This window comes from Streptomyces sp. NPDC047014 (assembly GCF_040644195.1).
Classification (GTDB): Bacteria; Actinomycetota; Actinomycetes; order Streptomycetales; family Streptomycetaceae; genus Streptomyces.
Genome location: NZ_JBEYVX010000082.1, coordinates 1 through 20,445 on the forward strand (window position 1 = coordinate 1; position 20,445 = coordinate 20,445).

The 20,445-nt window shown below is 73.0% G+C and carries 20 protein-coding genes; 11 read left to right on the forward strand and 9 right to left on the reverse strand.

Annotated elements, in window-relative coordinates:
• Positions 1-47 precede the first annotated feature (47 nt).
• From tyrS to ABZ873_RS28255, 3 genes are all read right to left on the reverse strand, one after another.
• Entirely contained in the window at positions 48-1,316 is a 1,269-nt protein-coding gene (gene tyrS / locus ABZ873_RS28245) for a tyrosine--tRNA ligase (RefSeq protein ID WP_360877562.1), read from the reverse strand.
• Between the two features lie 66 nt (positions 1,317-1,382).
• Positions 1,383-2,774 (reverse strand): metallopeptidase TldD-related protein, encoded by a 1,392-nt coding sequence (locus ABZ873_RS28250; protein WP_360877565.1) that lies wholly within the window; start codon positions 2,772-2,774, stop codon positions 1,383-1,385.
• Complete coding sequence (locus tag ABZ873_RS28255) at positions 2,771-4,294, reverse strand: TldD/PmbA family protein (RefSeq protein ID WP_360877568.1); 1,524 nt, start codon at positions 4,292-4,294, stop codon at positions 2,771-2,773. Before ABZ873_RS28255 ends, ABZ873_RS28250 begins: the two co-directional genes overlap by 4 nt.
• A 184-nt stretch (positions 4,295-4,478) precedes the next feature.
• On the opposite strand from ABZ873_RS28255, the gene fabG reads away from it, so the two are divergent.
• The 3 genes from fabG (at position 4,479) to ABZ873_RS28270 (ending at position 6,619) form a co-directional block, all read left to right on the forward strand.
• A complete protein-coding gene (gene fabG / locus ABZ873_RS28260) occupies positions 4,479-5,198 on the forward strand; it encodes a 3-oxoacyl-[acyl-carrier-protein] reductase (protein WP_360877570.1) in 720 nt (239 codons plus the stop codon).
• 5 nt (positions 5,199-5,203) lie between these two features.
• Positions 5,204-5,974, forward strand: coding sequence for an enoyl-ACP reductase FabI (gene fabI, locus ABZ873_RS28265; protein WP_360877573.1), 771 nt, complete (start codon positions 5,204-5,206; stop codon positions 5,972-5,974).
• A gap of 213 nt (positions 5,975-6,187) precedes the next feature.
• Positions 6,188-6,619 (forward strand): hypothetical protein, encoded by a 432-nt coding sequence (locus ABZ873_RS28270; protein WP_360877576.1) that lies wholly within the window; start codon positions 6,188-6,190, stop codon positions 6,617-6,619.
• On the opposite strand, the gene ABZ873_RS28275 is transcribed toward ABZ873_RS28270, so the two are convergent.
• Positions 6,600-7,304 carry a FadR/GntR family transcriptional regulator gene (locus tag ABZ873_RS28275; protein WP_360877579.1) on the reverse strand — a complete coding sequence of 235 codons (705 nt, stop codon included), beginning with the start codon at positions 7,302-7,304 and terminating at the stop codon, positions 6,600-6,602. The two genes, ABZ873_RS28270 and ABZ873_RS28275, sit on opposite strands and share 20 nt — an antisense overlap.
• 126 nt (positions 7,305-7,430) lie before the next feature.
• Here ABZ873_RS28275 and ABZ873_RS28280 point away from each other — a divergent pair, with 126 nt between their 5' ends.
• From ABZ873_RS28280 to ABZ873_RS28295, 4 genes are all read left to right on the forward strand, one after another.
• Entirely contained in the window at positions 7,431-8,738 is a 1,308-nt protein-coding gene (locus ABZ873_RS28280) for a CynX/NimT family MFS transporter (RefSeq protein WP_360877582.1), read from the forward strand.
• Positions 8,739-8,743: 5 nt separating this feature from the next.
• Positions 8,744-8,863: an SGM_5486 family transporter-associated protein gene (locus ABZ873_RS28285; protein ID WP_360877585.1), complete on the forward strand. Its 120-nt coding sequence runs from the start codon at positions 8,744-8,746 to the stop codon at positions 8,861-8,863.
• A 141-nt stretch (positions 8,864-9,004) separates the two neighbouring features.
• On the forward strand, positions 9,005-9,262 hold the full coding sequence (locus ABZ873_RS28290; RefSeq protein ID WP_360877588.1) for a hypothetical protein: 258 nt from the start codon (positions 9,005-9,007) through the stop codon (positions 9,260-9,262).
• A gap of 82 nt (positions 9,263-9,344) precedes the next feature.
• On the forward strand, positions 9,345-9,866 hold the full coding sequence (locus ABZ873_RS28295; RefSeq protein WP_360877591.1) for a histidine phosphatase family protein: 522 nt from the start codon (positions 9,345-9,347) through the stop codon (positions 9,864-9,866).
• A gap of 151 nt (positions 9,867-10,017) precedes the next feature.
• On the opposite strand, the gene serB is transcribed toward ABZ873_RS28295, so the two are convergent.
• Positions 10,018-11,217 (reverse strand): phosphoserine phosphatase SerB, encoded by a 1,200-nt coding sequence (serB, locus tag ABZ873_RS28300; RefSeq protein ID WP_360877593.1) that lies wholly within the window; start codon positions 11,215-11,217, stop codon positions 10,018-10,020.
• Positions 11,218-11,520: 303 nt separating this feature from the next.
• Between serB and ABZ873_RS28305 the strand changes: the two genes are divergently transcribed.
• Positions 11,521-14,091 carry an FHA domain-containing protein gene (locus tag ABZ873_RS28305; protein WP_360877596.1) on the forward strand — a complete coding sequence of 857 codons (2,571 nt, stop codon included), beginning with the start codon at positions 11,521-11,523 and terminating at the stop codon, positions 14,089-14,091.
• 119 nt (positions 14,092-14,210) lie between these two features.
• Here ABZ873_RS28305 and ABZ873_RS28310 read toward each other — a convergent pair whose 3' ends face one another.
• The 3 genes from ABZ873_RS28310 to ABZ873_RS28320 all read right to left on the reverse strand — a co-directional run bounded on the left by ABZ873_RS28310 (position 14,211) and on the right by ABZ873_RS28320 (position 17,100).
• On the reverse strand, positions 14,211-14,924 hold the full coding sequence (locus ABZ873_RS28310) for a transglycosylase SLT domain-containing protein (protein ID WP_360877599.1): 714 nt from the start codon (positions 14,922-14,924) through the stop codon (positions 14,211-14,213).
• A gap of 281 nt (positions 14,925-15,205) precedes the next feature.
• On the reverse strand, positions 15,206-16,288 hold the full coding sequence (locus ABZ873_RS28315; RefSeq protein WP_360877639.1) for an S-adenosylmethionine:tRNA ribosyltransferase-isomerase: 1,083 nt from the start codon (positions 16,286-16,288) through the stop codon (positions 15,206-15,208).
• A gap of 50 nt (positions 16,289-16,338) precedes the next feature.
• A complete protein-coding gene (locus ABZ873_RS28320) occupies positions 16,339-17,100 on the reverse strand; it encodes an SDR family oxidoreductase (RefSeq protein ID WP_360877602.1) in 762 nt (253 codons plus the stop codon).
• A 156-nt stretch (positions 17,101-17,256) separates the two neighbouring features.
• Between ABZ873_RS28320 and ABZ873_RS28325 the strand changes: the two genes are divergently transcribed.
• The 3 genes from ABZ873_RS28325 to ABZ873_RS28335 all read left to right on the forward strand — a co-directional run bounded on the left by ABZ873_RS28325 (position 17,257) and on the right by ABZ873_RS28335 (position 19,465).
• On the forward strand, positions 17,257-18,417 hold the full coding sequence (locus ABZ873_RS28325) for a GAF domain-containing sensor histidine kinase (protein WP_360877605.1): 1,161 nt from the start codon (positions 17,257-17,259) through the stop codon (positions 18,415-18,417).
• Entirely contained in the window at positions 18,410-19,072 is a 663-nt protein-coding gene (locus tag ABZ873_RS28330; RefSeq protein ID WP_360877608.1) for a response regulator transcription factor, read from the forward strand. The genes ABZ873_RS28325 and ABZ873_RS28330 overlap by 8 nt, the downstream gene beginning before the upstream one ends.
• A gap of 147 nt (positions 19,073-19,219) precedes the next feature.
• On the forward strand, positions 19,220-19,465 hold the full coding sequence (locus ABZ873_RS28335) for a chaplin (RefSeq protein ID WP_360877611.1): 246 nt from the start codon (positions 19,220-19,222) through the stop codon (positions 19,463-19,465).
• A 134-nt stretch (positions 19,466-19,599) separates the two neighbouring features.
• On the opposite strand, the gene ABZ873_RS28340 is transcribed toward ABZ873_RS28335, so the two are convergent.
• Entirely contained in the window at positions 19,600-20,379 is a 780-nt protein-coding gene (locus ABZ873_RS28340) for a hypothetical protein (RefSeq protein ID WP_360877613.1), read from the reverse strand.
• Between the last annotated feature and the right edge of the window lie 66 nt (positions 20,380-20,445).

The following is a 20,445-nucleotide window of genomic DNA, read 5'->3' on the forward strand; positions in this document are numbered from 1 at the left end:
GCCCCCACACCCCCCCCCCCCCCGGCCCCTCCGTCACGTGCCGTGCGTCAGGCGCCGGTGACCTCGACCGCCGCCAGGTTCTTCTTGCCCCGGCGCAGGACCAGCCAGCGGCCGTGCAGCAGGTCCTCGGGCGCGGCGACCGCGTCCTCGGCGGTGACCTTCGTGTTGTTCACGTAGGCACCGCCCTCCTTCACGGTCCGGCGGGCGGCCGACTTGCTCGCGACCAGGCCCGTCTCCGCGAACAGGTCCACCACCGGGCCCAGCTCCGCCACCGAGGCGTGCGGCAGCTCGGACAGGGCCGCGGCGAGCGTGGCCTCGTCCAGCTCCGCCAGGTCGCCCTGGCCGAACAGCGCCTTCGACGCGGCGATCACGGCGGCGCACTGGTCCGCGCCGTGCACCAGCGCGGTCAGCTCCTCCGCCAGCGCCCGCTGCGCGGCACGCGCCTGCGGCCGTTCGGCGGTCTGCGCCTCCAGCTCCTCCAGCTCCTCGCGGGACTTGAAGGACAGGATCCGCATGTAGGTGGAGATGTCCCGGTCGTCCACATTCAGCCAGAACTGGTAGAACGCGTACGGCGTGGTCATCTCCGGGTCCAGCCAGACGGCCCCGCTCTCGGACTTGCCGAACTTGGTGCCGTCCGCCTTGACCATCAGCGGCGTCGCCAGCGCGTGCACGACCGCGCCCGGCTCCACCCGGTGGATCAGGTCCAGCCCGGCCGTCAGGTTGCCCCACTGGTCGGAGCCGCCCTGCTGGAGCACGCAGCCGTAGCGCCGGTACAGCTCCAGGAAGTCCATGCCCTGGAGCAGCTGGTAGCTGAACTCGGTGTAGCTGATGCCCTGGTCGGAGTCGAGCCGCTTGGCGACCGAGTCCTTCGTCAGCATCTTGTTGACCCGGAAGTGCTTGCCGATGTCCCGCAGGAACTCGATGGCGGACAGGCCCGCCGTCCAGTCCAGGTTGTTGACCATCAGCGCCGCGTTCTCGCCCTCGAAGGAGAGGAACGGCTCGATCTGGGTGCGCAGCCGCGTCACCCAGTTCGCGACGGTCTCCGGGTCGTTCAGCGTGCGCTCCGCCGTCGGCCGCGGGTCACCGATCTGCCCGGTGGCCCCGCCGACCAGCGCCAGCGGCCGGTGGCCGGCCAGCTGGAGCCGTCGCACGGTGAGCACCTGCACCAGGTGCCCCACGTGCAGCGAGGCGGCGGTCGGGTCGAAGCCGCAATAGAAGGTGACGGGACCGTCCGCGAAGGCTTTGCGCAGCGCTTCCTCGTCGGTGGACTGGGCGAACAGCCCGCGCCACTTCAGTTCGTCGACGATGTCCGTCACGATCTCCCGGCTCCTTACGTTCTGTGGAAATGCGGTGCTCAGTCTAGGTGGGCCAGCCTAGACGGATCAGACGCCCTTGCTCACCGAACTCATGTTGAAGTCCGGGATGCGGACGGCGGGCATCGCGGCGCGTGTGAACCAGTCGCTCCACTCGCGCGGCAGGGTCTTCTCCGTCCGCCCGGCCTCCGTGGCCCGGGACAGCAGGTCCACGGGGGACTCGTTGAAGCGGAAGTTGTTCACCTCGCCCACGACCTGCCCGTTCTCCACCAGGTAGACCCCGTCCCGGGTCAGGCCCGTCAGCAGCAGCGTCGCCGGGTCCACCTCGCGGATGTACCACAGGCAGGTCAGCAGCAGGCCCCGCTCGGTGTCCGCCACCATCTCGTCCAGGGACTTCTCGCCCCCGCCGTCCAGGATCAGGTTCCCGAAGCCGGGGGAGAGCGGCAGACCGGTCAGCCCGGCGGTGTGCCGGGTCGTGGACAACCGGGCCAACTCGCCGTCCTTGATCCACTCGGTCGCCGGGACGGGCAGGCCGTTGTCGAAGACCGAGGCGTCGTCGCCGGAGCTGTGCGCCACGACGAAGGGCGCGGACTCCAGGCCCGGCGCGTTCGGGTCGCTGCGCAGGGTCAGCGGCAGCCCGGTGAGCCGCTCCCCGACCCGGGTGCCGCCGCCGGGCTTGGAGAAGACCGTACGGCCCTCCACCGCGTCCCGGGCCGCCGCCGACCACATCTGGTAGATCATCAGGTCCGCGACGGCCGTCGGCGGGAGCAGGGTCTCGTACCGGCCGGCGGGCAGATCGATCTTCCGCTCCGCCCAGCCCAGCCGTACGGCGAGCTCCGCGTCCAGCGCGGTCGGGTCCACGTCCTTGAAGTCCCGGGTGGACCGGCCCGCCCAGGCCGAGCGCCGGCGGTCCGGGGACTTCGCGTTGAGCTCCAGCGTGCCCGTGGGCTGGTCGTGGCGCAGCCGCAGGCCCGTGGAGGTGCCGACGTACGTGGAGACCAGCTCGTGGTGGGCGAAGCCGTACAGCTCGCGGCCGCCCGCGCGGGCCCGCGCGAACGCCTCACCGAGGGCCGGGGCGAAGTCCGCGAACACCGCCGAACCGGTCTCGGCCGGCGCGTCGGTGAAGTCCGGCGAGGCCGGGGTCCCGGTGACCAGCGGCTGCGCGTCCTCGGCGGGACCGGCCCCCCGGGCGGCCGCCTCGGCGGCCCGCACCAGCGGCTCCAGCTCCTCCGCGGTGACGGCGGAGCGCGAGACGACCCCCGAGGCCGTGCCCTCCCGGCCGTCGACCGTCGCGATGACGGTCAGGGTCCGGCCGCGGGTGACGCCGTTGGTGGTCAGGGCGTTGCCCGCCCAGCGCAGGTTCGCGCTCGACTCCTCGTCCGCGATGACGACGCATCCGTCGGCGGTGGACAGCTCCAGGGCCCGCTCGACGATCTCGTGCGGCTTGGTCGATCGGCTCATCGGCCGGCCTCCTGCGTGGTGTTCAGGATGTTCACGTCGCGGAACAGCGCGGACGGGCAGCCGTGCGAGACCGCCGCGACCTGGCCCGGCTGGGCCTTGCCGCAGTTGAAGGCGCCGCCCAGGACATAGGTCTGCGGGCCGCCGACCTTCTCCATGGAGCCCCAGAACTCGGTGGTGGTGGCCTGGTAGGCCACATCGCGCAGCTGCCCGGCCAGCCGGCCGTTCTCGATGCGGAAGAAGCGCTGCCCGGTGAACTGGAAGTTGTAGCGCTGCATGTCGATCGACCAGGAGCGGTCACCGACCACGTAGATCCCGCGCTCCACCCCGCCGATCAGGTCCTCGGTGGACAGCCCGCCCGGATCCGGCTGGAGCGAGACGTTCGCCATCCGCTGCACGGGCACGTGCCCGGGGGAGTCCGCGAAGGCGCAGCCGTTGGAGCGGCCCAGCCCGGTCAGCTTCGCGATCCGCCGGTCCAGCTGGTAGCCGACCAGGGTGCCGTCCTTGACCAGGTCCCAGCTCTGCGCCTCGACGCCCTCGTCGTCGAAGCCGACGGTGGCCAGGCCGTGCTCGGCGGTGCGGTCGCCCGTCACGTTCATGATCGGGGAGCCGTAGGTGAGCTTGCCCAGCTGGTCGAAGGTGGCGAAGGAGGTCCCCGCGTACGCCGCCTCGTAGCCCAGCGCCCGGTCGAGCTCGGTGGCGTGGCCGATGGACTCGTGGATGGTCAGCCACAGGTTGGACGGGTCCACGACCAGGTCGTAGCGGCCGGCCTGCACGCTCGGCGCGCGCATCTTCTCCGCCAGCAGGCCGGGGATCTGCTCCAGCTCCGAGTCCCAGTCCCAGCCGGTGCCGGTCAGGTACTCCCAGCCGCGCCCGGTGGGCGGGGCGATGGTGCGCATCGAGTCGAACTCGCCGGTGGAGCCGTTGACGGCCACCGCCGTGAGCTGCGGGTGGACGCGGACCCGCTGCTGGGTGGTCGTGGTGCCCGCGGTGTCGGCGTAGAACTTGTTCTCGTGCACGGCGAGCAGGGAGGCGTCCACGTGCGCGACCCCGTCGGCCGCGAGCAGCCGGGCGCTCCAGTCCGCGAGGAGGGCCGCCTTGTCGGAGTCCGGCACCTCGAAGGGGTTCACGTCGTAGGCCGAGATCCACGTCCGGTCGGCGTGCACCGGCTCGTCCGCCAGCTCCACCCGCTCGTCCGAACCGGCCGCCTTGATCACCTGGGCGGACAGCTTCGCCATCGCCACGGCCTGCGAGGCCACCCGGGCCGCGCCGTCCATGGTCAGGTCCACGCCGGAGGCGAACCCCCAGCTGCCTCCGTGCACCACCCTGACCGCGTATCCGAGGTCGGTGGTGTCGGACCCGCCGGCGGGCTTGGCATCGCGCAGGCGCCAGGACGCGCTGCGGATCCGCTCCAGCCGGAAGTCGGCATGCTCGGCGCCCAGCGCGCGGGCCCGGGCGAGCGCCGCGTCGGCGAGCGCCCGCAGGGGCAGCGCGGTGAAGGCCGCGTCGAGGGAATGGGGCACGGAAGCCCTCCAGGGGTCGGGGACGGTCCCACCGATCATGTCGCGAGCAGGGGCCTCGTGCCTACCTCTTTCTGTAGGGACTCGACAGAGCCCGTCCCGTGGCCCTGTCGGGGGTCGATTCTCCGTACGACCGCCCCGACCTATAGGTTTTCGGTATCCAGACCGCTAGCGAAAGGGTGATCCGTTGAGCCGCTCGGTTCTCGTCACCGGAGGAAACCGGGGCATCGGCCTCGCCATCGCCCGAGCCTTCGCCGAGGCCGGCGACAAGGTCGCGATCACGTACCGGTCGGGGGAGCCCCCGGAGGCGCTGACCTCTCTCGGTGTCCTGGCGGTGCGGTGCGACATCACCGACTCCGAGCAGGTGGAGCAGGCGTACAAGCAGATCGAGGAAGCCCACGGCGCGGTCGAGGTCCTGGTGGCCAACGCGGGCATCACCAAGGACACGCTGCTGATGCGCATGTCCGAGGAGGACTTCGCCTCGGTCGTCGACACCAACCTCACCGGCACCTTCCGCGTGGTCAAGCGCGCGAACCGCGGCATGCTCCGCGCCAAGAAGGGCCGCGTCGTCCTGATCTCCTCGGTCGTGGGCCTCCTCGGCTCGGCCGGCCAGGCCAACTACGCCGCCTCCAAGGCCGCGCTCGTCGGCTTCGCCCGCTCGCTCGCCCGCGAGCTGGGCTCCCGCAACATCACCTTCAACGTCGTCGCGCCCGGCTTCGTGGACACCGACATGACGAAGGTCCTCACGGACGAGCAGCGCGCCGGCATCGTGGCTCAGGTGCCGCTCGCCCGCTACGCGCAGCCCGAGGAGATCGCGGCCGCCGTCAGCTTCCTGGCGTCCGACGACGCCGCGTACATCACCGGAGCCGTCATTCCCGTTGACGGCGGATTGGGCATGGGTCACTGATCACCATGAGCGGAATCCTCGAGGGCAAGCGCGTCCTCATCACCGGCGTGCTGATGGAGTCCTCCATCGCGTTCCACACCGCCCGGCTGGCCCAGGAGCAGGGCGCGGAGGTCGTCCTGACCGCGTGGCCGCGTCCGTCGCTGACCGAGCGCATCGCCAAGAAGCTGCCCAAGCCGGTCAAGGTGATCGAGCTCGACGTCACCAACCAGGAGCACCTGGACCGCCTGGAGGGTCTCGTCCGCGACGAGCTCGGCGGCCTCGACGGTGTCGTCCACTCGATCGGCTTCGCCCCGCAGGACGCCCTCGGCGGCAACTTCCTGAACACGCCGTTCGAGTCGGTGGCCACCGCCATGCACGTCTCGGCGTTCTCCCTCAAGTCGCTGACCATGGCCTGCAAGCCGCTGTTCCCGGCGGAGGGCGCGGCCGTCGTCGGCCTCACCTTCGACGCGCAGTTCGCCTGGCCGCAGTACGACTGGATGGGCCCGGCCAAGGCCGCGCTGGAGGCCACCAGCCGCTACCTCGCCCGTGACCTGGGCAAGGAGGGCATCCGCTGCAACCTGGTCTCGGCCGGTCCGATCGGCTCGATGGCCGCCAAGTCCATCCCGGGCTTCTCGGAGCTGGCGGAGGTCTGGAACTCCCGCTCCATGCTGGAGTGGGACATGAGCGACCCGGAGCCGGCGGGCAAGGGCGTCGTCGCCCTGCTGTCGGACTGGTTCCCGCGGACCACCGGCGAGATCGTCCACGTGGACGGCGGCCTGCACGCGATGGGCGCCTGATCCCGCTCAGGACCCCGTGTCCGTACGGCGGCGGCCGCGCCTCCCCTTCCGGGAGGCGCGGCCGCCGCCGTTTCGCGTGGGAGGTCCGGCCGCGGGGGCGCTTCGCTCGGATGTTCACCGGCCGGGGGGATCTTTCCGAGTCGAAAACCGGGACGTATGCCTGCAAACTGACCGGGTCGGGATCGCCCCGGCTCCTGCGGGGAGGAGGTAGGAGTGCGTACGAGGCCCAGCCGAGCGGTGTCGATACTGGTCACCTCCGTGGTCCTGACCGGATTCCTGGTCCCGGCGGTGGCCGCGGAGCCCGCGGGGGACGAGACCGCGCCCGGCCCCGGCGCCGTCGCACCCGCCGTGGTGGACCTCTCCGAGATCCCCGCCGAGCCCCCCGCACCACCCTCCCGGCCCGCCGCCGGGGAACTCTTCGGAGCCGACTGCGACACCGCCATCGAGGGATCCCAGGTGACGGTCCACTGCCACAACGCCTACCCCGCCACCGACCTGGTCCGCCTGCACATCGAATGCGACCGCTGGTGGGACGTGGACGGCGACGGCGCGGCCGTGGCCGTCGGACCGGCCGGCCGCGCCGAGCTCACCGGCCGCTGCTGGAAGGAGGTCCGCGCCGCCTGGGTCAGCCACCGGCGGCCGTGACCGCGTCCCCCGGGGCGTCCTTGCCGAGGCAGGCGAAGGGGTAGCCCGCCGCCTCCGAGGCGGCCGTGTCCCCGTCGCCCCGCCGGATGGCCTCGATCAGGCGGGCGTGGTCCAGATGGGCGGCCGGCTGCAGCTCGGTGCCCACGTCGGTGCGCAGCCAGTCCGCCACCAGGTCCCCGAGGTCGGCGTACAGCTCGATCAGCACCTCGTTGTGCGAGGCCGTCACCACCGCCATGTGCAGGCTCACGTCCGCCGCGACGAACACCTCCGCGTCACCGCTCGCCCACGCCTCCTCGCGGCGCGCGAGCAGGGCGTCGAGCTGCGCCAGGTCCCGCTCGGTACGCCGCTCCGCCGCGAGTCGGGCGGCCGAGGACTCCAGCGTCGAGCGCAGCTCCGCGATGTGCCGGGGATCGGCCCCCGAGAACCGCCGGTGCATGACCCCGGCCAGCTCGCTGGTGGCGAGGACGTACGTGCCCGAGCCCTGCCGGATGTCCAGGAGGCCGTTGTGCGCCAGCGCGCGCACGGCCTCGCGCACGGTGTTGCGGGCGACGCCGAGCAGTTCCACGAGCTCCGGCTCGGTGGGGATGCGGGCGCCCACGGGCCACTCGCCGGAGGTGATCTGGTTGCGCAGCTGGGCGATCACCTGATCGACGAGCGCGGAGCGCCGGGGCGAGGACAGCGGCATGGGTTCCTCTCGCGGAGTGACGGAGCGACGGGGGAGTGACGGGATGTGAGGTGTGACTGGCGTGTCGGGCGACTGGCTTGTCGGGCGACTGGACAACCAATCATCCCATGATTCTATGATGGATGGATGCCCGACGAAAAGATCCGGACCCTCGACCGGCCCGCCGCCGCCCGCCCCGCGACCCCCGCCCCCGTACCCGCGGAGCCGGCCCCGCCGGCCTGGCTCGGTCCGCTGCTCATCGTCGGAATCGTGCTGGCCGCCCTCAACCTGCGCCCCGCCATCACCAGCCTCGGTGCCCTCTTCGAGGAGACCCGCACCGGCCTCGGCATGAGCGGCACCGTCGCCGGACTCATCACCTCCGTCCCCGCCCTCTGCTTCGCCGTCTTCGGCGTCACCGCGCCCCGGCTCTCCCGCCGCTTCGGCCCCGTCGCCGTCGTCTGCGCCGGTATGGCCGCCGTCGCCGCCGGGCTGCTGCTGCGCCCCTTCGCGGACGGCGCCGCCGGCTTCCTCGCCGCGAGCGCCCTCTCGCTGGCGGGCATCGCCCTGACCAACGTCCTGCTCCCGGTGATCGTCAAGCGCTACTTCCCGGACCGCGTCGGCACCATGACCGGCCTGTACTCCATGGCCCTCGCCGCCGGGACCTCCCTCGCCGCCGCCGCGACCGTGCCCCTGACCGCCGCCCTCGGCGGCAGCTGGCGCGCCGGGCTGCTGCTCTGGGCCGCCCTCGCCCTGGCCGCCGCCCTGCTCTGGCTGCCCCTCGCCCGCGCCGCGCGGCGGGCCGACCGGGCCGCCCGTACCGCCGAGGGCCCGGCCACCGGCGCCCCGGCGCGTGCCGACGCCGGACCGCGCGTGGTCCGCAGCCGCACCGCCTGGGCTCTCGCCTGCTACTTCGGCCTCCAGGCCACCGGCGCGTACATCACCATGGGCTGGCTCCCGCAGATCTTCCGCGACGCCGGGGTCTCCGCCTCCACCGCCGGCGTGCTCCTCGCCGTCACCATGGTCATGGGCGTCCCGCTGGCCTTCGTCATCCCCAACCTGGCCGGCCGGATGCGAAACCAGGGGGCCATCGCCGTCACCCTCGGCGTCTTCGGCCTCACCGGCTACCTCGGGCTGTACCTCGCCCCCGCCGCCGGAGCCTGGGCCTGGGCGCTGCTGCTCGGCGTCTCGAACTGCGCGTTCCCGCTCGTCATCACCCTGATCGGACTGCGCGCCAAGTCCCCGGCCGGGGTGGTCAGGCTCTCCGCCTTCGCCCAGAGCACCGGCTACCTGATCTCCCTGCCCGGGCCGCTCGTCGTGGGCACCCTCTACCAGCACAGCGGCGGCTGGGACCTGCCGCTCGCCCTGATGGCGGGGCTGCTCGTCCCGCAGATCGCCCTCGGTGTGCTCGCGGGCCGGGACCGCACGATCGAGGACGAATGCGGCATGCGAGACTGACCCGCATGTCCCCCGTACTCGAACCGAACCCGCAGGGCGGCCGCCGGAAGCTCGGCCTCGTCCTCGGCGCCATCCTCGCCATCACCGTGGTCATCTCCGTCATCGCCACGGTCGCCTCCCCCTGAGGGGGTAGGGAAAACCCCCCGACCCCTAGGGGGTCAGGCTCAGGGTGAAGTGGGGTGTGCCCCGGATGGGAACCGCCGCCGCGAATCCATAGATTCGAAGGCAGCGAGCCAGTCCGGACCACACACCCCACGGAGGCGGCCATGCCGGTCCCCACGCCCACCCGGCCCCTCCCGGGCGCCCGGCCCTTCGTAGACGTCCGGCCCCTCCCGGCCGCCGCCTGCAGGCGGACCGCCGTCGGTCCGGGCACCCGGCTGCACTGGTGGGCGCTGGCCCTGCCCGCCCTCGCCTTCGGCTTCCTGCTGCTGCTCCTCGCCGGCTCCGGCGAGGCCCACGCGGCCACCGGCGAGGTCTCGGGGCTCGTGCAGGTCGCGGAGCAGCTGCTGCGCGCCGTCGGATGACCTCCCGAGCCCCCTCACCACCGGGGACGAGCCCCCTCAACACCCTGCGCCCCGCCACCCGTTTCGTGCGAAGCTGGGAGCCATGAGCGCCGACACACCCCGCAGGATCGCCCTCCTCCGGCACGCCAAGGCCGACTGGCCCGATGTGTCCGACCACGAACGACCGCTGGCGGAACGGGGCCGCAAGGACGCCCCGGCCGTCGGACTGAAGCTCGCCGAGACCGGCATCGCCTTCGACCTGGCCCTCTGCTCCACCGCCGCCCGCACCCGGGAGACCTGGAAGCTCGCCGTCCAGGAGATGCCGCACCGCCCGAGGACCCACTACGAGGAGCGGCTCTACGAAGCCTCGCCGGGCGAGCTCGTCGCACTGCTCAACGAGACCCCCGACGAGGTCGCGGACCTGCTCGTCATCGGCCACAACCCCGGCATGCACGCCCTCACCGACCTGCTCACGGGCCGTGCCGAGGGAGACGCCCTGGTGCGCATGACCCGTACGGGATTCCCCACGGCGGCCCTCGCGGTCATCTCGTTCAGCGGCAGCTGGAAGTCCCTGGAGCACGGGGTGGGCACACTGCTCGACTACTGGACGCCGAAGGGGCATTGAGCCCGTAGGCACTCAGGCCCGTATGCCCGTATGCCCGTATGCCCGAAGGCCCGCAGCCGGTACGCCGGCCCCGGACGCGGAAGGGCCCCGGCGGCCGGTGCGGCTGCCGGGGCCCTCTGCCCGGGCCGGGGGTGTTCCCCGGGCGGGGGCCTCAGGCCAGGTCGGCGGCCTCGACCTCCTCGCGGGTGATCCCCAGCAGGTACAGCACCGCGTCCAGGAAGGGCACGTTCACCGCCGTGTGCGCGGCCTCGCGGACCACCGGCTTGGCGTTGAAGGCCACGCCCAGCCCGGCCGCGTTCAGCATGTCCAGGTCATTGGCCCCGTCGCCGATGGCCACCGTCTGCGCCAGCGGCACCCCCGCCTCGGCGGCGAAGCGGCGCAGCAGCCGGGCCTTGCCCGCGCGGTCCACGATCTCGCCGGTGACCCGGCCGGTCAGCTTCCCGTCGACGATCTCCAGGGTGTTGGCCGAGGCGAAGTCCAGGCCCAGCCGCTCCCGCAGATCGTCCGTCACCTGGGTGAAGCCGCCCGAGACCACGCCCACCTGGTAGCCGAGCCGCTTGAGCGTACGGATCAGGGTGCGCGCACCCGGCGTCAGCTGCACCTCGGCGCGGACCTTGTCCACCACGGAGGCGTCCAGCCCGGCCAGCAGCGCCACCCGGGCGTGCAGCGACTGCTCGAAGTCCAGCTCACCGCGCATGGCCCGCTCGGTGACCTCGGCCACCTCGGCCTCGCAGCCGGCGTGGGCGGCGAACAGCTCGATGACCTCGTCCTGGATGAGGGTGGAGTCCACGTCCATGACGACCAGCCGCTGGGCGCGGCGGTGCAGACCGGCCGAGACCACGGCCACGTCCACGCCGATGTGCGAGGCCGAGGTGGCCAGCGCGGTGCGCAGGGGCTCGGTCTCCACACCGGAGACGGCGAACTCCACGGCCGTCACCGGGTACTTGGCCAGCCGGAAGATACGGTCGATGTTGCCGCCCGTGCCGGTGATCTTCGCGGCGATCGCGGCGGTGGACTCGGCGGTCAGCGGGTGCCCCAGCACGGTGACGTGGGAGCGGCCGATGCCGCGCGGCCGGTTGTCGCCGGTGCCGGAGAGGATCTCGGCCTGCAGCTTGAGCGACTCGGCCCAGCTGTGGACGGTGGCCCGCAGATCGCCCTCGGTACCGCCGACGGGCTGGGTGACGAGGGCGCACAGGACGATGCGGCCGCGGGTGACGACCTGCTCGATGTCGACCACGTCGACGGAGTAGGCGGCGAGGGTGTCGAACAGCCCGGCGGTGATCCCGGGACGGTCCTTGCCGAAGATCTTGACGAGGAGGGTGGGGACGTCGGAGGTCTGCGATGCGCTCATGGTCCCCTCACCGTATCTTCCCGCTTCCCCGCGCAGGACCCCCGTCCCACTCCCTGAACGTCCGCGCCGCCCGTTCCGGAGTGGGGGACGCCGGGGGAGGGGCGTGCGGTTCCGGGGGGTGCGCCGGGGGCGAGAAGTCCCGTATGGCGGGGTGCGGGGGAGTTTGGCAGGCGGGCGCGGCGGCCCCGCGATGGCCCGGATTCCCCATACGGCTGTGGGCCTGAAATAGTTCCCCCGGATGTTCGCCATCCCTAGACTCCCTGACGTCATGGGGGAATCTCGGGGGACTTAAGTGGGGCTGGAGTGCCGGAACTCGTACTGGAATTGAACGGAAGGACCTGGACGCTCGATCCGTCCAGGTCGTACTCGCTGGGGCGCGATCCCCAGGGGGACGTGGTGATCGACGATGCCCGGGTGTCGTGGCGGCACGCCACCATCGCCTGGAACGGCCAGGGTTGGGGCATCGAGGACCACGGCAGCACCAACGGCACCTATGTGCACGGAGCCAGGGTCCAGCAGACGGCTCTGGTGCCCGGTACGCCGGTCCACCTGGGCAACGCCACCGACGGCCCGCGGCTGGATTTCAGCGCCACCGCGCCCCAGCCGGCCGCGGCCCCGCACGCGCAGCAGGCCCAGCACGCGCCGCAGCCGCAGCACGGCCACCAGGCCGCGCCCCCGGCGTACGCCCCGCCGCAGGCCCCGGCCTACCAGGTCCCGCAGCAGCCTCAGCAGCAGGCCCAGCCCGCCTGGAACCAGCAGCAGCCGCCGCAGCACCAGCAGCCGCAGCAGCCGCAGGCGAACCTCCCGCACCAGCAGGCCCGCCCGGCGGCGGCCCAGGGCTCCGCGCCCGGCCACAACGACCGCAGCCCGACGACGTTCCACCACCTCGCGCTGGGCCACGTCATGCGGATCGGCCGCGCCCTGGAGAACGAGCTGGTGGTCTCCGACCTCCAGGTCTCCCGCCACCACGCCGAGTTCCACTCGATGCCCGGCGGCCGCTTCGAGATCCGCGACCTCGGCAGCCACAACGGCACCTACGTCAACGGCCAGGCCCTGCCGAAGTCCGGCACCCAGCTCCTCGGCCCGAACGACATCGTCGGCGTCGGCCACTCCACCTTCCGCATCGTCGGCGACCGTCTCGAGGAGTTCGTCGACACCGGTGAGGTCTCCTTCTCGGCCCGCCACCTCACGGTCACCGTCGACGGCGGCAAGCAGATCCTCAAGGACGTCACCTTCGGCGTCCCGGAGAAGTCGCTGATCGGCGTCATCGGCCCCTCCGGCTCCGGAAAGTCCACGCTGCTCAAGGCGCTGACCGGCTACCGGCCCGCCGACCAGGGCGACGTCCTCTACGACAACCGCAACCTGTACAAGCAGTTCGCGGAGCTCCGCCAGCGCATCGGCCTGGTCCCGCAGGACGACATCCTGCACAAGGAGCTGAAGGTCAGCACCGCCCTCAAGTACGCGGCCAAGCTCCGCTTCCCCGGCGACACCGCCGAGTCCGAGCGCGCGGCCCGTATCGACGAGGTGCTGCGCGAGCTCAAGCTCGACATCCACAAGGACAAGAAGATCACCGCGCTCTCCGGTGGTCAGCGCAAGCGCGTGTCCGTGGCCCTGGAGCTGCTGACCAAGCCCTCGCTGATCTTCCTGGACGAGCCCACCTCCGGCCTCGACCCGGGCATGGACCGCGATGTCATGCAGCTGCTGCGCGGCCTCGCCGACGACGGCCGCACCGTACTCGTCGTCACGCACTCGGTGGCCGAGCTGTCGCTCTGCGACAAGCTGCTGGTCATGGCCCCCGGCGGCTCCGTGGCCTACTTCGGCCCGCCGGACGACGCGCTGAACTTCTTCGGCTACAGCACGTGGGCGGACGTCTTCTCGTCCTTCGAGAACTACCGCGACTACGACTGGGCCGGCCGCTGGAAGGGCTCGCAGCACTACCAGCTGTACGCCGCCGAGCTCGACGCGGTCGCCCCGCAGCCGGTGGTCATGCCCTCCGCCCAGCAGATGCGCCCGACCAAGCCGCAGGGCTGGGGCTCGCAGCTGTGGACGCTGATCCGCCGCTACGTCTCGGTGATCGCCTCCGACAAGGGCTTCATGGGCCTGATGCTCATCCTGCCCGCCGTCCTGGGCGTGGTCTCCACGGTCATCCCCGCGACCTTCGGCCTGGCGCCCCCGACCCCGCCGTCGCGCTTCAACGGCGACGCCGGCACGATCATGCTGATCCTCGCCGTCGGCATGTGCTTCTCCGGCGCGGCCAACTCCGTCCGTGAGCTGATCAAGGAACGGGTCATCTACGAGCGGGAACGCGCCACCGGCCTGTCCCGGTCGGCGTACCTGATGTCGAAGGTGATCGTCCTCGGCTTCATCACGGCCATCCAGGGCGTGATCATCTGCGCGATCGGCTTCGCCCCGCGCGAGCTGCCCGCCGAGGGCCTGCTGATGCCGCCGGCCGTCGAGCTGTGCGTGTCGGTGATCGCGCTCGGCTTCACCTCGATGATGTTCGGCCTGGTGATCTCCTCGCTGGTGAAGACCGCCGAGAAGACGATGCCGCTGCTGGTCATGTTCGCGATCGTCCAGGTCGTCTTCACCGGCATCCTCTTCCAGGTCTACGACTCCCCGGGCCTGGAGCAGTTCGCCTGGCTGATGCCGTCCCGCTGGGCCGTCGCCGCCGCGGGCAGCACGCTGAACCTCGGCAAGCTCATGCCGCCGTGGGACCACGACAACCCGACCAACACCGACCCGCTCTGGGACGCCACGGTCGGCCAGTGGAGCCTGAACCTGATCATCCTGCTGCTGCTCGGCATCGCCTGCGGCTTCCTGGTGCAGCGCCTGCTGCGCCGCCACGAGCCCGAGGTCATGCGCGCGGGCAACTAGCACCCCCGCGGGCCCGCCCCCGCGCCACGCGAAACGCCTCAGGGCGGCACCCGGGATTCCGGGTGCCGCCCTGAGGCGCATGAGCACAGGGGGGCGAGAGGTACGCCGCCGTCGCGGGCCTAGTAGGCGCTGTTGACGTTGTCCATGGAGCCGTAGCGGTCGGCCGCGTAGTTGCAGGCGGCGACGATGTTGGCGACCGGGTCGTACTGGTCGAACTTGGTGCCCTTGACGTGGTACGTCTTGAAGGTCGGGTAGATGACCTGGAGAAGGCCCTTGCTGGGGATGCCGTTGCGGGCGTTGATGTCCCAGTTGTTGATGGCCATCGGGTTGCCGCTGGACTCCCGCATGACGTTGCGGTGGATACCGGCGTAGCTGCCCGGAATGCCCTCGCGCTTCATGATGGAGAGGGCTTCCTTGATCCAGCCGTCCAGGTTGTTCGCGAACACCGGGGTGCGCGCGGCGGAGCGGCTGGCGGCGGCCTTGGTCTCGCGGGCCTTCTTCGCGGCGGCCGCGGCCTTCGCCTTGGCGTCCGCGTCGGCCTTGGCCTTCGCGGCCACGGCGGCGGCCTTCGCCTTGGCGGCGGCGGCCTTGGCGTTGGCCTCGGCGATGACCTGCTGGCTGGAGAGGTGGCCGTACAGAGCCTTCGTCTGCGTGCCGTTCACGGCCTGGGCCCAGGCGACGGGGGCGGCGGAGATGGTGGTCTCCGTCTCCGAGGCGTCGGCGGGGACGAGGGAGAAGGCGACGGCGGCGGCGCTGAGCGTCGCGACACCGGCGATGGACAGCTTGTGTGCCTTCGTCAGACGACTGTGACCGGGAGTGCGGGAAGCAGACATGGCGGGGCAACCTCTTCGAATAGCGGGAGCCGCGGGGAGGCGCCGTACGGATCCGGGATCCGCGGCGCCTGGCGACGGGAGCAATTCTTAGCGGCGGCAAAATCCTGTGGCAAAGGTGTGACGTACGATCCCGCTTAGTGGATCAGGGGCGCGCGCCGGGACCGGAATTCCGGCCCCGGCGCTAGGCCCGCCAGCGCTGACAGCGCCTTTATGCGTCCACTAGGGAGCTTCGTAAGTGATGTGGGTCCTATGCCGGGGCTCACATCGGGCACGTAACGGTTTCACCATGAGTTGCTTGAGCAATTCATTCCGTGACGGCTCTCCTCCCTGAGGAGGAGATGGACGTCGCCGAACTCGTGCCAGAGGCAGCCCTCGGCCAGAGCGCGCGCATACCCCAGGCGTACGGCGGCACGCCCCGCCACCGCCTCCAGCATCAGAAGGTGCGACGCCTCGGGCTCGTGCAGCCCCGTCAGCAGCCCGTCCACCACCCGCACCCCCCGCTCCGGGGTCACCACCAGATCCGTCCACCCGGCGGCGGGGCGCACCCGCCCCCGCCCGTCCGCCGCCGACTCCAGGGCCCGTACCGCCGTGGTCCCCACCGCGAGCACCCGCCCGCCGGCCGCCCGGGCGGCGTTCACCAGCGCCGCCGTGGCCGCCGGCACCGCGTACCGCTCCGGGTACGGCGGCTCGTGCGCCTCCTGCGAGGCCACCCCGGTGTGCAGGGTCAGCGGAGCGATCCGCACCCCGCGGTCCACCAGCCGCGCCACCAGCTCCGCCGTGAAGGGCCGGCCCGCGCTGGGCATCTCCGCCGAGCCCGAGCCGTCGGCCGCCGGGACCGCGAAGACCGTCTGGTACGCCGACAGCGGCTGGTCCCGCTCGGTGTACGCGTACCGGATCGGCCGCCCGTGCTCCCGCAGCAGCGCGGGGACCTCGTGCGCGGGGGAGGGGCGGGCCCACCACAGCCGGTCCGCGCCCGCCACGAGGGGCCGGTCCAGCACCAGGCGCCGCCCGCCCGGCAGCTCCACCACCGCCCCGGCGGGGCCCCCGGGGTGCGGGCGGGTGGTGCCCCGGGCGGCCGGAGTGCGCAGTTCCACCGCCCAGCGGCCGTCGTCCCCCCGGGTGGAGAAGTGCACCACCACCTCCTCGCCGCCCAGCCGGGCGTCCACGGCGGCGGCCAGGGTGGCCGAGGTGTTCACCACCAGCACGTCCCCGGCCCGCAGCTGCTCCGGCAGCTCCCGGAAGGCGTGCAGCGAGACCCGCTCGGCCCCGTGGGACACCAGCAGCCGCACCGCGTCCCGGCCGAGGCCGGGGCCCCGCTGCTCGGCGGGGATACGGGCCAGTAGTTCGCGTGGAATGTCCCTTATATGCGGTCCTGCTTCCGGAAGGGTCCCGGTTCCGGGCCGGGCGCCCCCGCTCACCGGCCCGCCCCGCGGTCCGTCCCGGCCCCCGCCCCCGGTGTCCCCGCCGCCGCCTTCTCCGCCGCCAGCGACTCCGCCGTCCACCGCCCGCCCGGCAGATCCCGGTCCAGCAGCCGCAGCAGCAGCGGAGCCACCTCCTCCGGCGTCGGCAGGCCCGCCAGCTCCTCGTCCGGCTCCGCCGCCGCCATCATCCGCGTCCGCATCGACCCCGGATCCGCCCACCACACCCGCAGCCCCGGCTCCTCCACCGCCAGCACCGCCGACACCAGATCCCCGGCCGCCTTGGTCGCCCCGTAGGCCCCCCACGTCCCGTACGCCACCACCGCCGCGTCCGAGCTGATGTTCAGCACCGCCCCCGCCCGCGCGGCCCTCAGCAGCGGCAGCCCCTCCTGCACCAGCCCCAGCGCGCCCACCACATTCACCTCGAACGCCTCCCGCAGCCCGGCCAGCGGCTGTACCGCCAGCGGCACCAGCGGCTCCGCCCCCAGCACCCCCGCGTTGTTCACCAGCAGGTCCAGCCCGCCCAGCTCCCGCGCCGCCGCCACCAGCGAGGCCCGGTACGCCCCCGAGGACACGTCCCCGGCCACCGCCACCACCCGCGGCCCGCCCCCGCCCGGCCCCCGCAGCCCGGCCGCCGCCTCCTCCAGCGCCCCCGCGCCCCGCGCACCCAGCACCAGATCCCAGCCGCGCGCCGCCAGCCCCTCCGCCAGCGCCCGGCCCAGCCCCCGGGAAGCCCCCGTCACGATCGCCACCGCCATGACCGCACCCTCGTCCTTCGTATGGATCAGCAGATGCCCCCAACCTAGGAAGGCCCCACCCGCCCCCGCCTCGGCCGGCGGCCCCACCCCGGGCGGACCTTGGACCTACGACCGGAGCCCGATCCCGCAGGTCACGGCCGCGGGTACGGTGAGCCCATGACCGGTAGCCCCCCGCAGGGCGGACCCCACAGCGGCCTCGCCGCGGTGAGCACCGCCCTGCTCGCCATGAGCCGCCGCCTGGAGGTCCGCGACGTCCTGCGCACGATCGTCGCCTCGGCCCGCGAGCTCCTGGACGCCGAGTACGCGGCCCTGGGCGTCCCGGACGACCACGGCGGCTTCGCCCAGTTCGTCGTCGACGGCGTCAGCGCCGAGCAGTGGCGCAGCATCGGCCCGCTGCCCCGCCAGCACGGCATCCTCGCCGCGATGCTCCACGAGGGCGGCCCCGAGCGCCTGGCCGACGTACGAAAGGACCCCCGCTTCGAGGGCTGGCCCGAGGCGCACCCCGAGATGTCCGACTTCCTCGGCATGCCCGTGCGCGACGGCGAGGAGACCCTGGGCGCCCTCTTCCTGGCGAACAAGCGCCCCGGCCCGGACGGCGGCCGGGGCTTCACCGACGAGGACCAGCGGCTGCTCTCCCTCCTCGCCCAGCACGCCGCGATCGCCCTCACCAACGCCCGCCTCTACGAACGCAGCCGCGAGCTGACCATCGCCGAGGAGCGCTCCCGCCTCGCGCACGAGCTGCACGACGCCGTCAGCCAGAAGCTGTTCTCCCTGCGCCTCACCGCCCAGGCGGCGGCCGCCCTCGTCGACCGCGACCCGGCCCGCGCCAAGGACGAGCTCCACCAGGTGGCCGTCCTCGCGGCGGAGGCGGCCGACGAGCTGCGGGCCGCCGTCACCGAGCTGCGCCCGGCCGCCCTGGACGACGACGGCCTCGTCGCGACCCTGCGCACCCATGTCCAGGTCCTCGACCGCGCGCACACGGCCCGGGTCACCTTCGCGAGCGAGGGCGTGCGGGCGCTGCCCGCGGCCCAGGAGGAAGCGGTGCTCCGCGTCGCCCAGGAGGCCCTGCACAACGCCCTGCGCCACTCGGAGGGCGACCGGGTCGAGGTCACCCTGGCCCGGACCTCCGCCGGCGGGGCGGTCCTCACCGTCGTGGACTCCGGCAAGGGCTTCGACCCCCGGACCGTGCGCCGCGCGGGCCGCCACCTGGGCCTGGTGTCCATGCGGGACCGGGCCGGCGGCGTCGGCGGCCGGCTCGCCGTGCACTCGGCGCCCGGCCGGGGCACCACGATCGAGATGGAGGTTCCCGGTGGCTGACGGCACCGGCCGGAGCGGCGGCCGTATCCGCGTCCTGCTCGTCGACGACCACCAGGTCGTCCGCCGCGGGCTGCGGACCTTCCTGGAGGTCCAGGAGGACATCGAGGTGGTCGGGGAGGCGTCCGACGGGGAGGAGGGCATCGCCCGCGCCGAGGAGCTGCGGCCCGATGTGATCCTGATGGACGTCAAGATGCCGGGCACCGACGGCATCGAGGCACTGCGGCGGCTGCGCGCGCTGGCGAACCCCGCCCGGGTGCTCGTCGTCACCAGCTTCACGGAGCAGCGGACGGCTGTGCCCGCGCTGCGGGCCGGGGCGGCAGGATACGTCTACAAGGACATCGACCCCGAGGCCCTGGCCGGGGCCGTCCGCTCGGTGCACGCCGGCCACGTCCTGCTCCAGCCCGAGGTGGCGGGGGCGCTGCTCGCGCCGGAGGAGCAGGGCCCCGCGGCGGGCCGGTCCGGCTCGCTGACCGAGCGCGAGCGGGAGGTCCTGGGCCTCATCGCGGACGGGCGCTCCAACCGCGAGATCGCGCGGGCCCTGGTGCTGTCGGAGAAGACGGTCAAGACGCACGTCTCGAACATCCTGATGAAACTGGACCTCTCCGACCGGACGCAGGCCGCGTTGTGGGCGGTCAGGCACGGAATGGCGGAGTGAAACGGCCGAATCGGACCGTCTTCTTCCGGTCGGAGATTCATACCGTCGGGTGTATGTAGCCCACATGGCGTATCCCTGGCGGCGGGGGACCGTTCTCCATGGCGTGCCGCGACGGCTGGTCGCGGCCGATGCACTGGAGGACGAAGAGTGAAGAACGTCAAGAAGGCCGCAGCCATCACCATGATCGCGGGCGGCCTCCTCGCCGCCGGCGCGGGTGTCTCCTCGGCGCACGGCGGTGCGTCGGCGGAGGGCGCGGCCCTGAACTCGCCCGGCGTGGCCTCAGGGAACCTGCTCCAGGTCCCGGTGAGCGTCCCGGTGAACCTCGCGGGCAACGCGGTCACGGTGATCGGCCTCCTGAACCCGGCCTTCGGCAACACCGCCACCAACGCCTGACCAACTCCTCGGGCCCCGCTTCCCCCCTCCCCAGGAAGCGGGGCCACCCCGCCGCGCCCAATCCAGCCCCGCCGGCGTTTGAGGCGCGGGGTGTGGGGCGGAGCCCCGCAAGCCCCGGCGCCGGCCGGTCCGGCCTAGTACCGCTCCACGGCCGAGTTGTACGCGGCCACGAGCGCCCGCCGAGCCACCCGCTCCACGGGCCGAAGCGCCTCCGCCCGCGCCGCCATCTCCGAGGCGGCCACCGCCCCGCCGTGCCCGCTCTCGTACGCCAGCGACACCATCAGGTCCACCCGCTGCGCCAGCGCCAGCACCCGCACCGCCCGCGGCGGATACCCCGGCGCCAGCGCCTCCCGCCCGGCCCCCGCCTCGGCCCGCGCCCGGTACGCCGACAGCGCCGCCTCCGCCATCGGCCCGGAGCCCGCCACGTCCAGCCGGGTCAGCACCACCGTCGCTTCGCGCAGCGCCTCCGCCAGCTCCCGCTCCGCCTCGCCCAGCGAGGGCACGTCCGCGGGCGGTGCCTCCCGTACCGGCAGGCAGTGCCAGGTCACCGACACATGCACATCCCCCGCCGGCCCCGCCTCCGCCACCTCCGGGACGAGACCCAGCGCCGCCCCCACCGCGATCACCGCCTCCTCGGACTCCAGCGCCCGCGCGTTGAACTCCGGCGGCCCGCTGAGCCCCAGCGGATGCCCCGGCACCGGCAGCGCCACCCGCAGCCCGCTCACCCCCAGCGCCCGCAGCCGCCCGAGCGCCAGCGTCAGCCCCACCGGGCCCGCCTCGCCCGGCAGCCCCGCCACCCGGTGCACGGCGTCCTCGCCCACGATCGACATCGCGGCCTCGTCGGGCGAGACCAGACCGGCCAGCAGCGCGTTCCCCCAGGCGGCCAGCCGCCCTGAACGTGGTTCGAAAAGCATCCCCCCACTCTACGGATCACCGCCCGCATCGGGCCCCGGCCCCGGAGCCCTCCCCGAGTGGCGTAG

Coding starts and splice junctions, on each gene's coding strand:
- serB (WP_360877593.1), bottom strand. CDS start 11,217: ATGAGCGCATCGCAGACCTCCGACGTCCCCACCCTCCTCGTCAAGATC.
- ABZ873_RS28325 (WP_360877605.1), top strand. CDS start 17,257: ATGACCGGTAGCCCCCCGCAGGGCGGACCCCACAGCGGCCTCGCCGCG.
- ABZ873_RS28275 (WP_360877579.1), bottom strand. CDS start 7,304: ATGCCGCTGTCCTCGCCCCGGCGCTCCGCGCTCGTCGATCAGGTGATC.
- ABZ873_RS28295 (WP_360877591.1), top strand. CDS start 9,345: ATGAGCGCCGACACACCCCGCAGGATCGCCCTCCTCCGGCACGCCAAG.
- ABZ873_RS28310 (WP_360877599.1), bottom strand. CDS start 14,924: ATGTCTGCTTCCCGCACTCCCGGTCACAGTCGTCTGACGAAGGCACAC.
- fabI (WP_360877573.1), top strand. CDS start 5,204: ATGAGCGGAATCCTCGAGGGCAAGCGCGTCCTCATCACCGGCGTGCTG.
- ABZ873_RS28340 (WP_360877613.1), bottom strand. CDS start 20,379: ATGCTTTTCGAACCACGTTCAGGGCGGCTGGCCGCCTGGGGGAACGCG.
- ABZ873_RS28285 (WP_360877585.1), top strand. CDS start 8,744: ATGTCCCCCGTACTCGAACCGAACCCGCAGGGCGGCCGCCGGAAGCTC.
- ABZ873_RS28280 (WP_360877582.1), top strand. CDS start 7,431: ATGCCCGACGAAAAGATCCGGACCCTCGACCGGCCCGCCGCCGCCCGC.
- ABZ873_RS28250 (WP_360877565.1), bottom strand. CDS start 2,774: ATGAGCCGATCGACCAAGCCGCACGAGATCGTCGAGCGGGCCCTGGAG.
- ABZ873_RS28290 (WP_360877588.1), top strand. CDS start 9,005: ATGCCGGTCCCCACGCCCACCCGGCCCCTCCCGGGCGCCCGGCCCTTC.
- ABZ873_RS28320 (WP_360877602.1), bottom strand. CDS start 17,100: ATGGCGGTGGCGATCGTGACGGGGGCTTCCCGGGGGCTGGGCCGGGCG.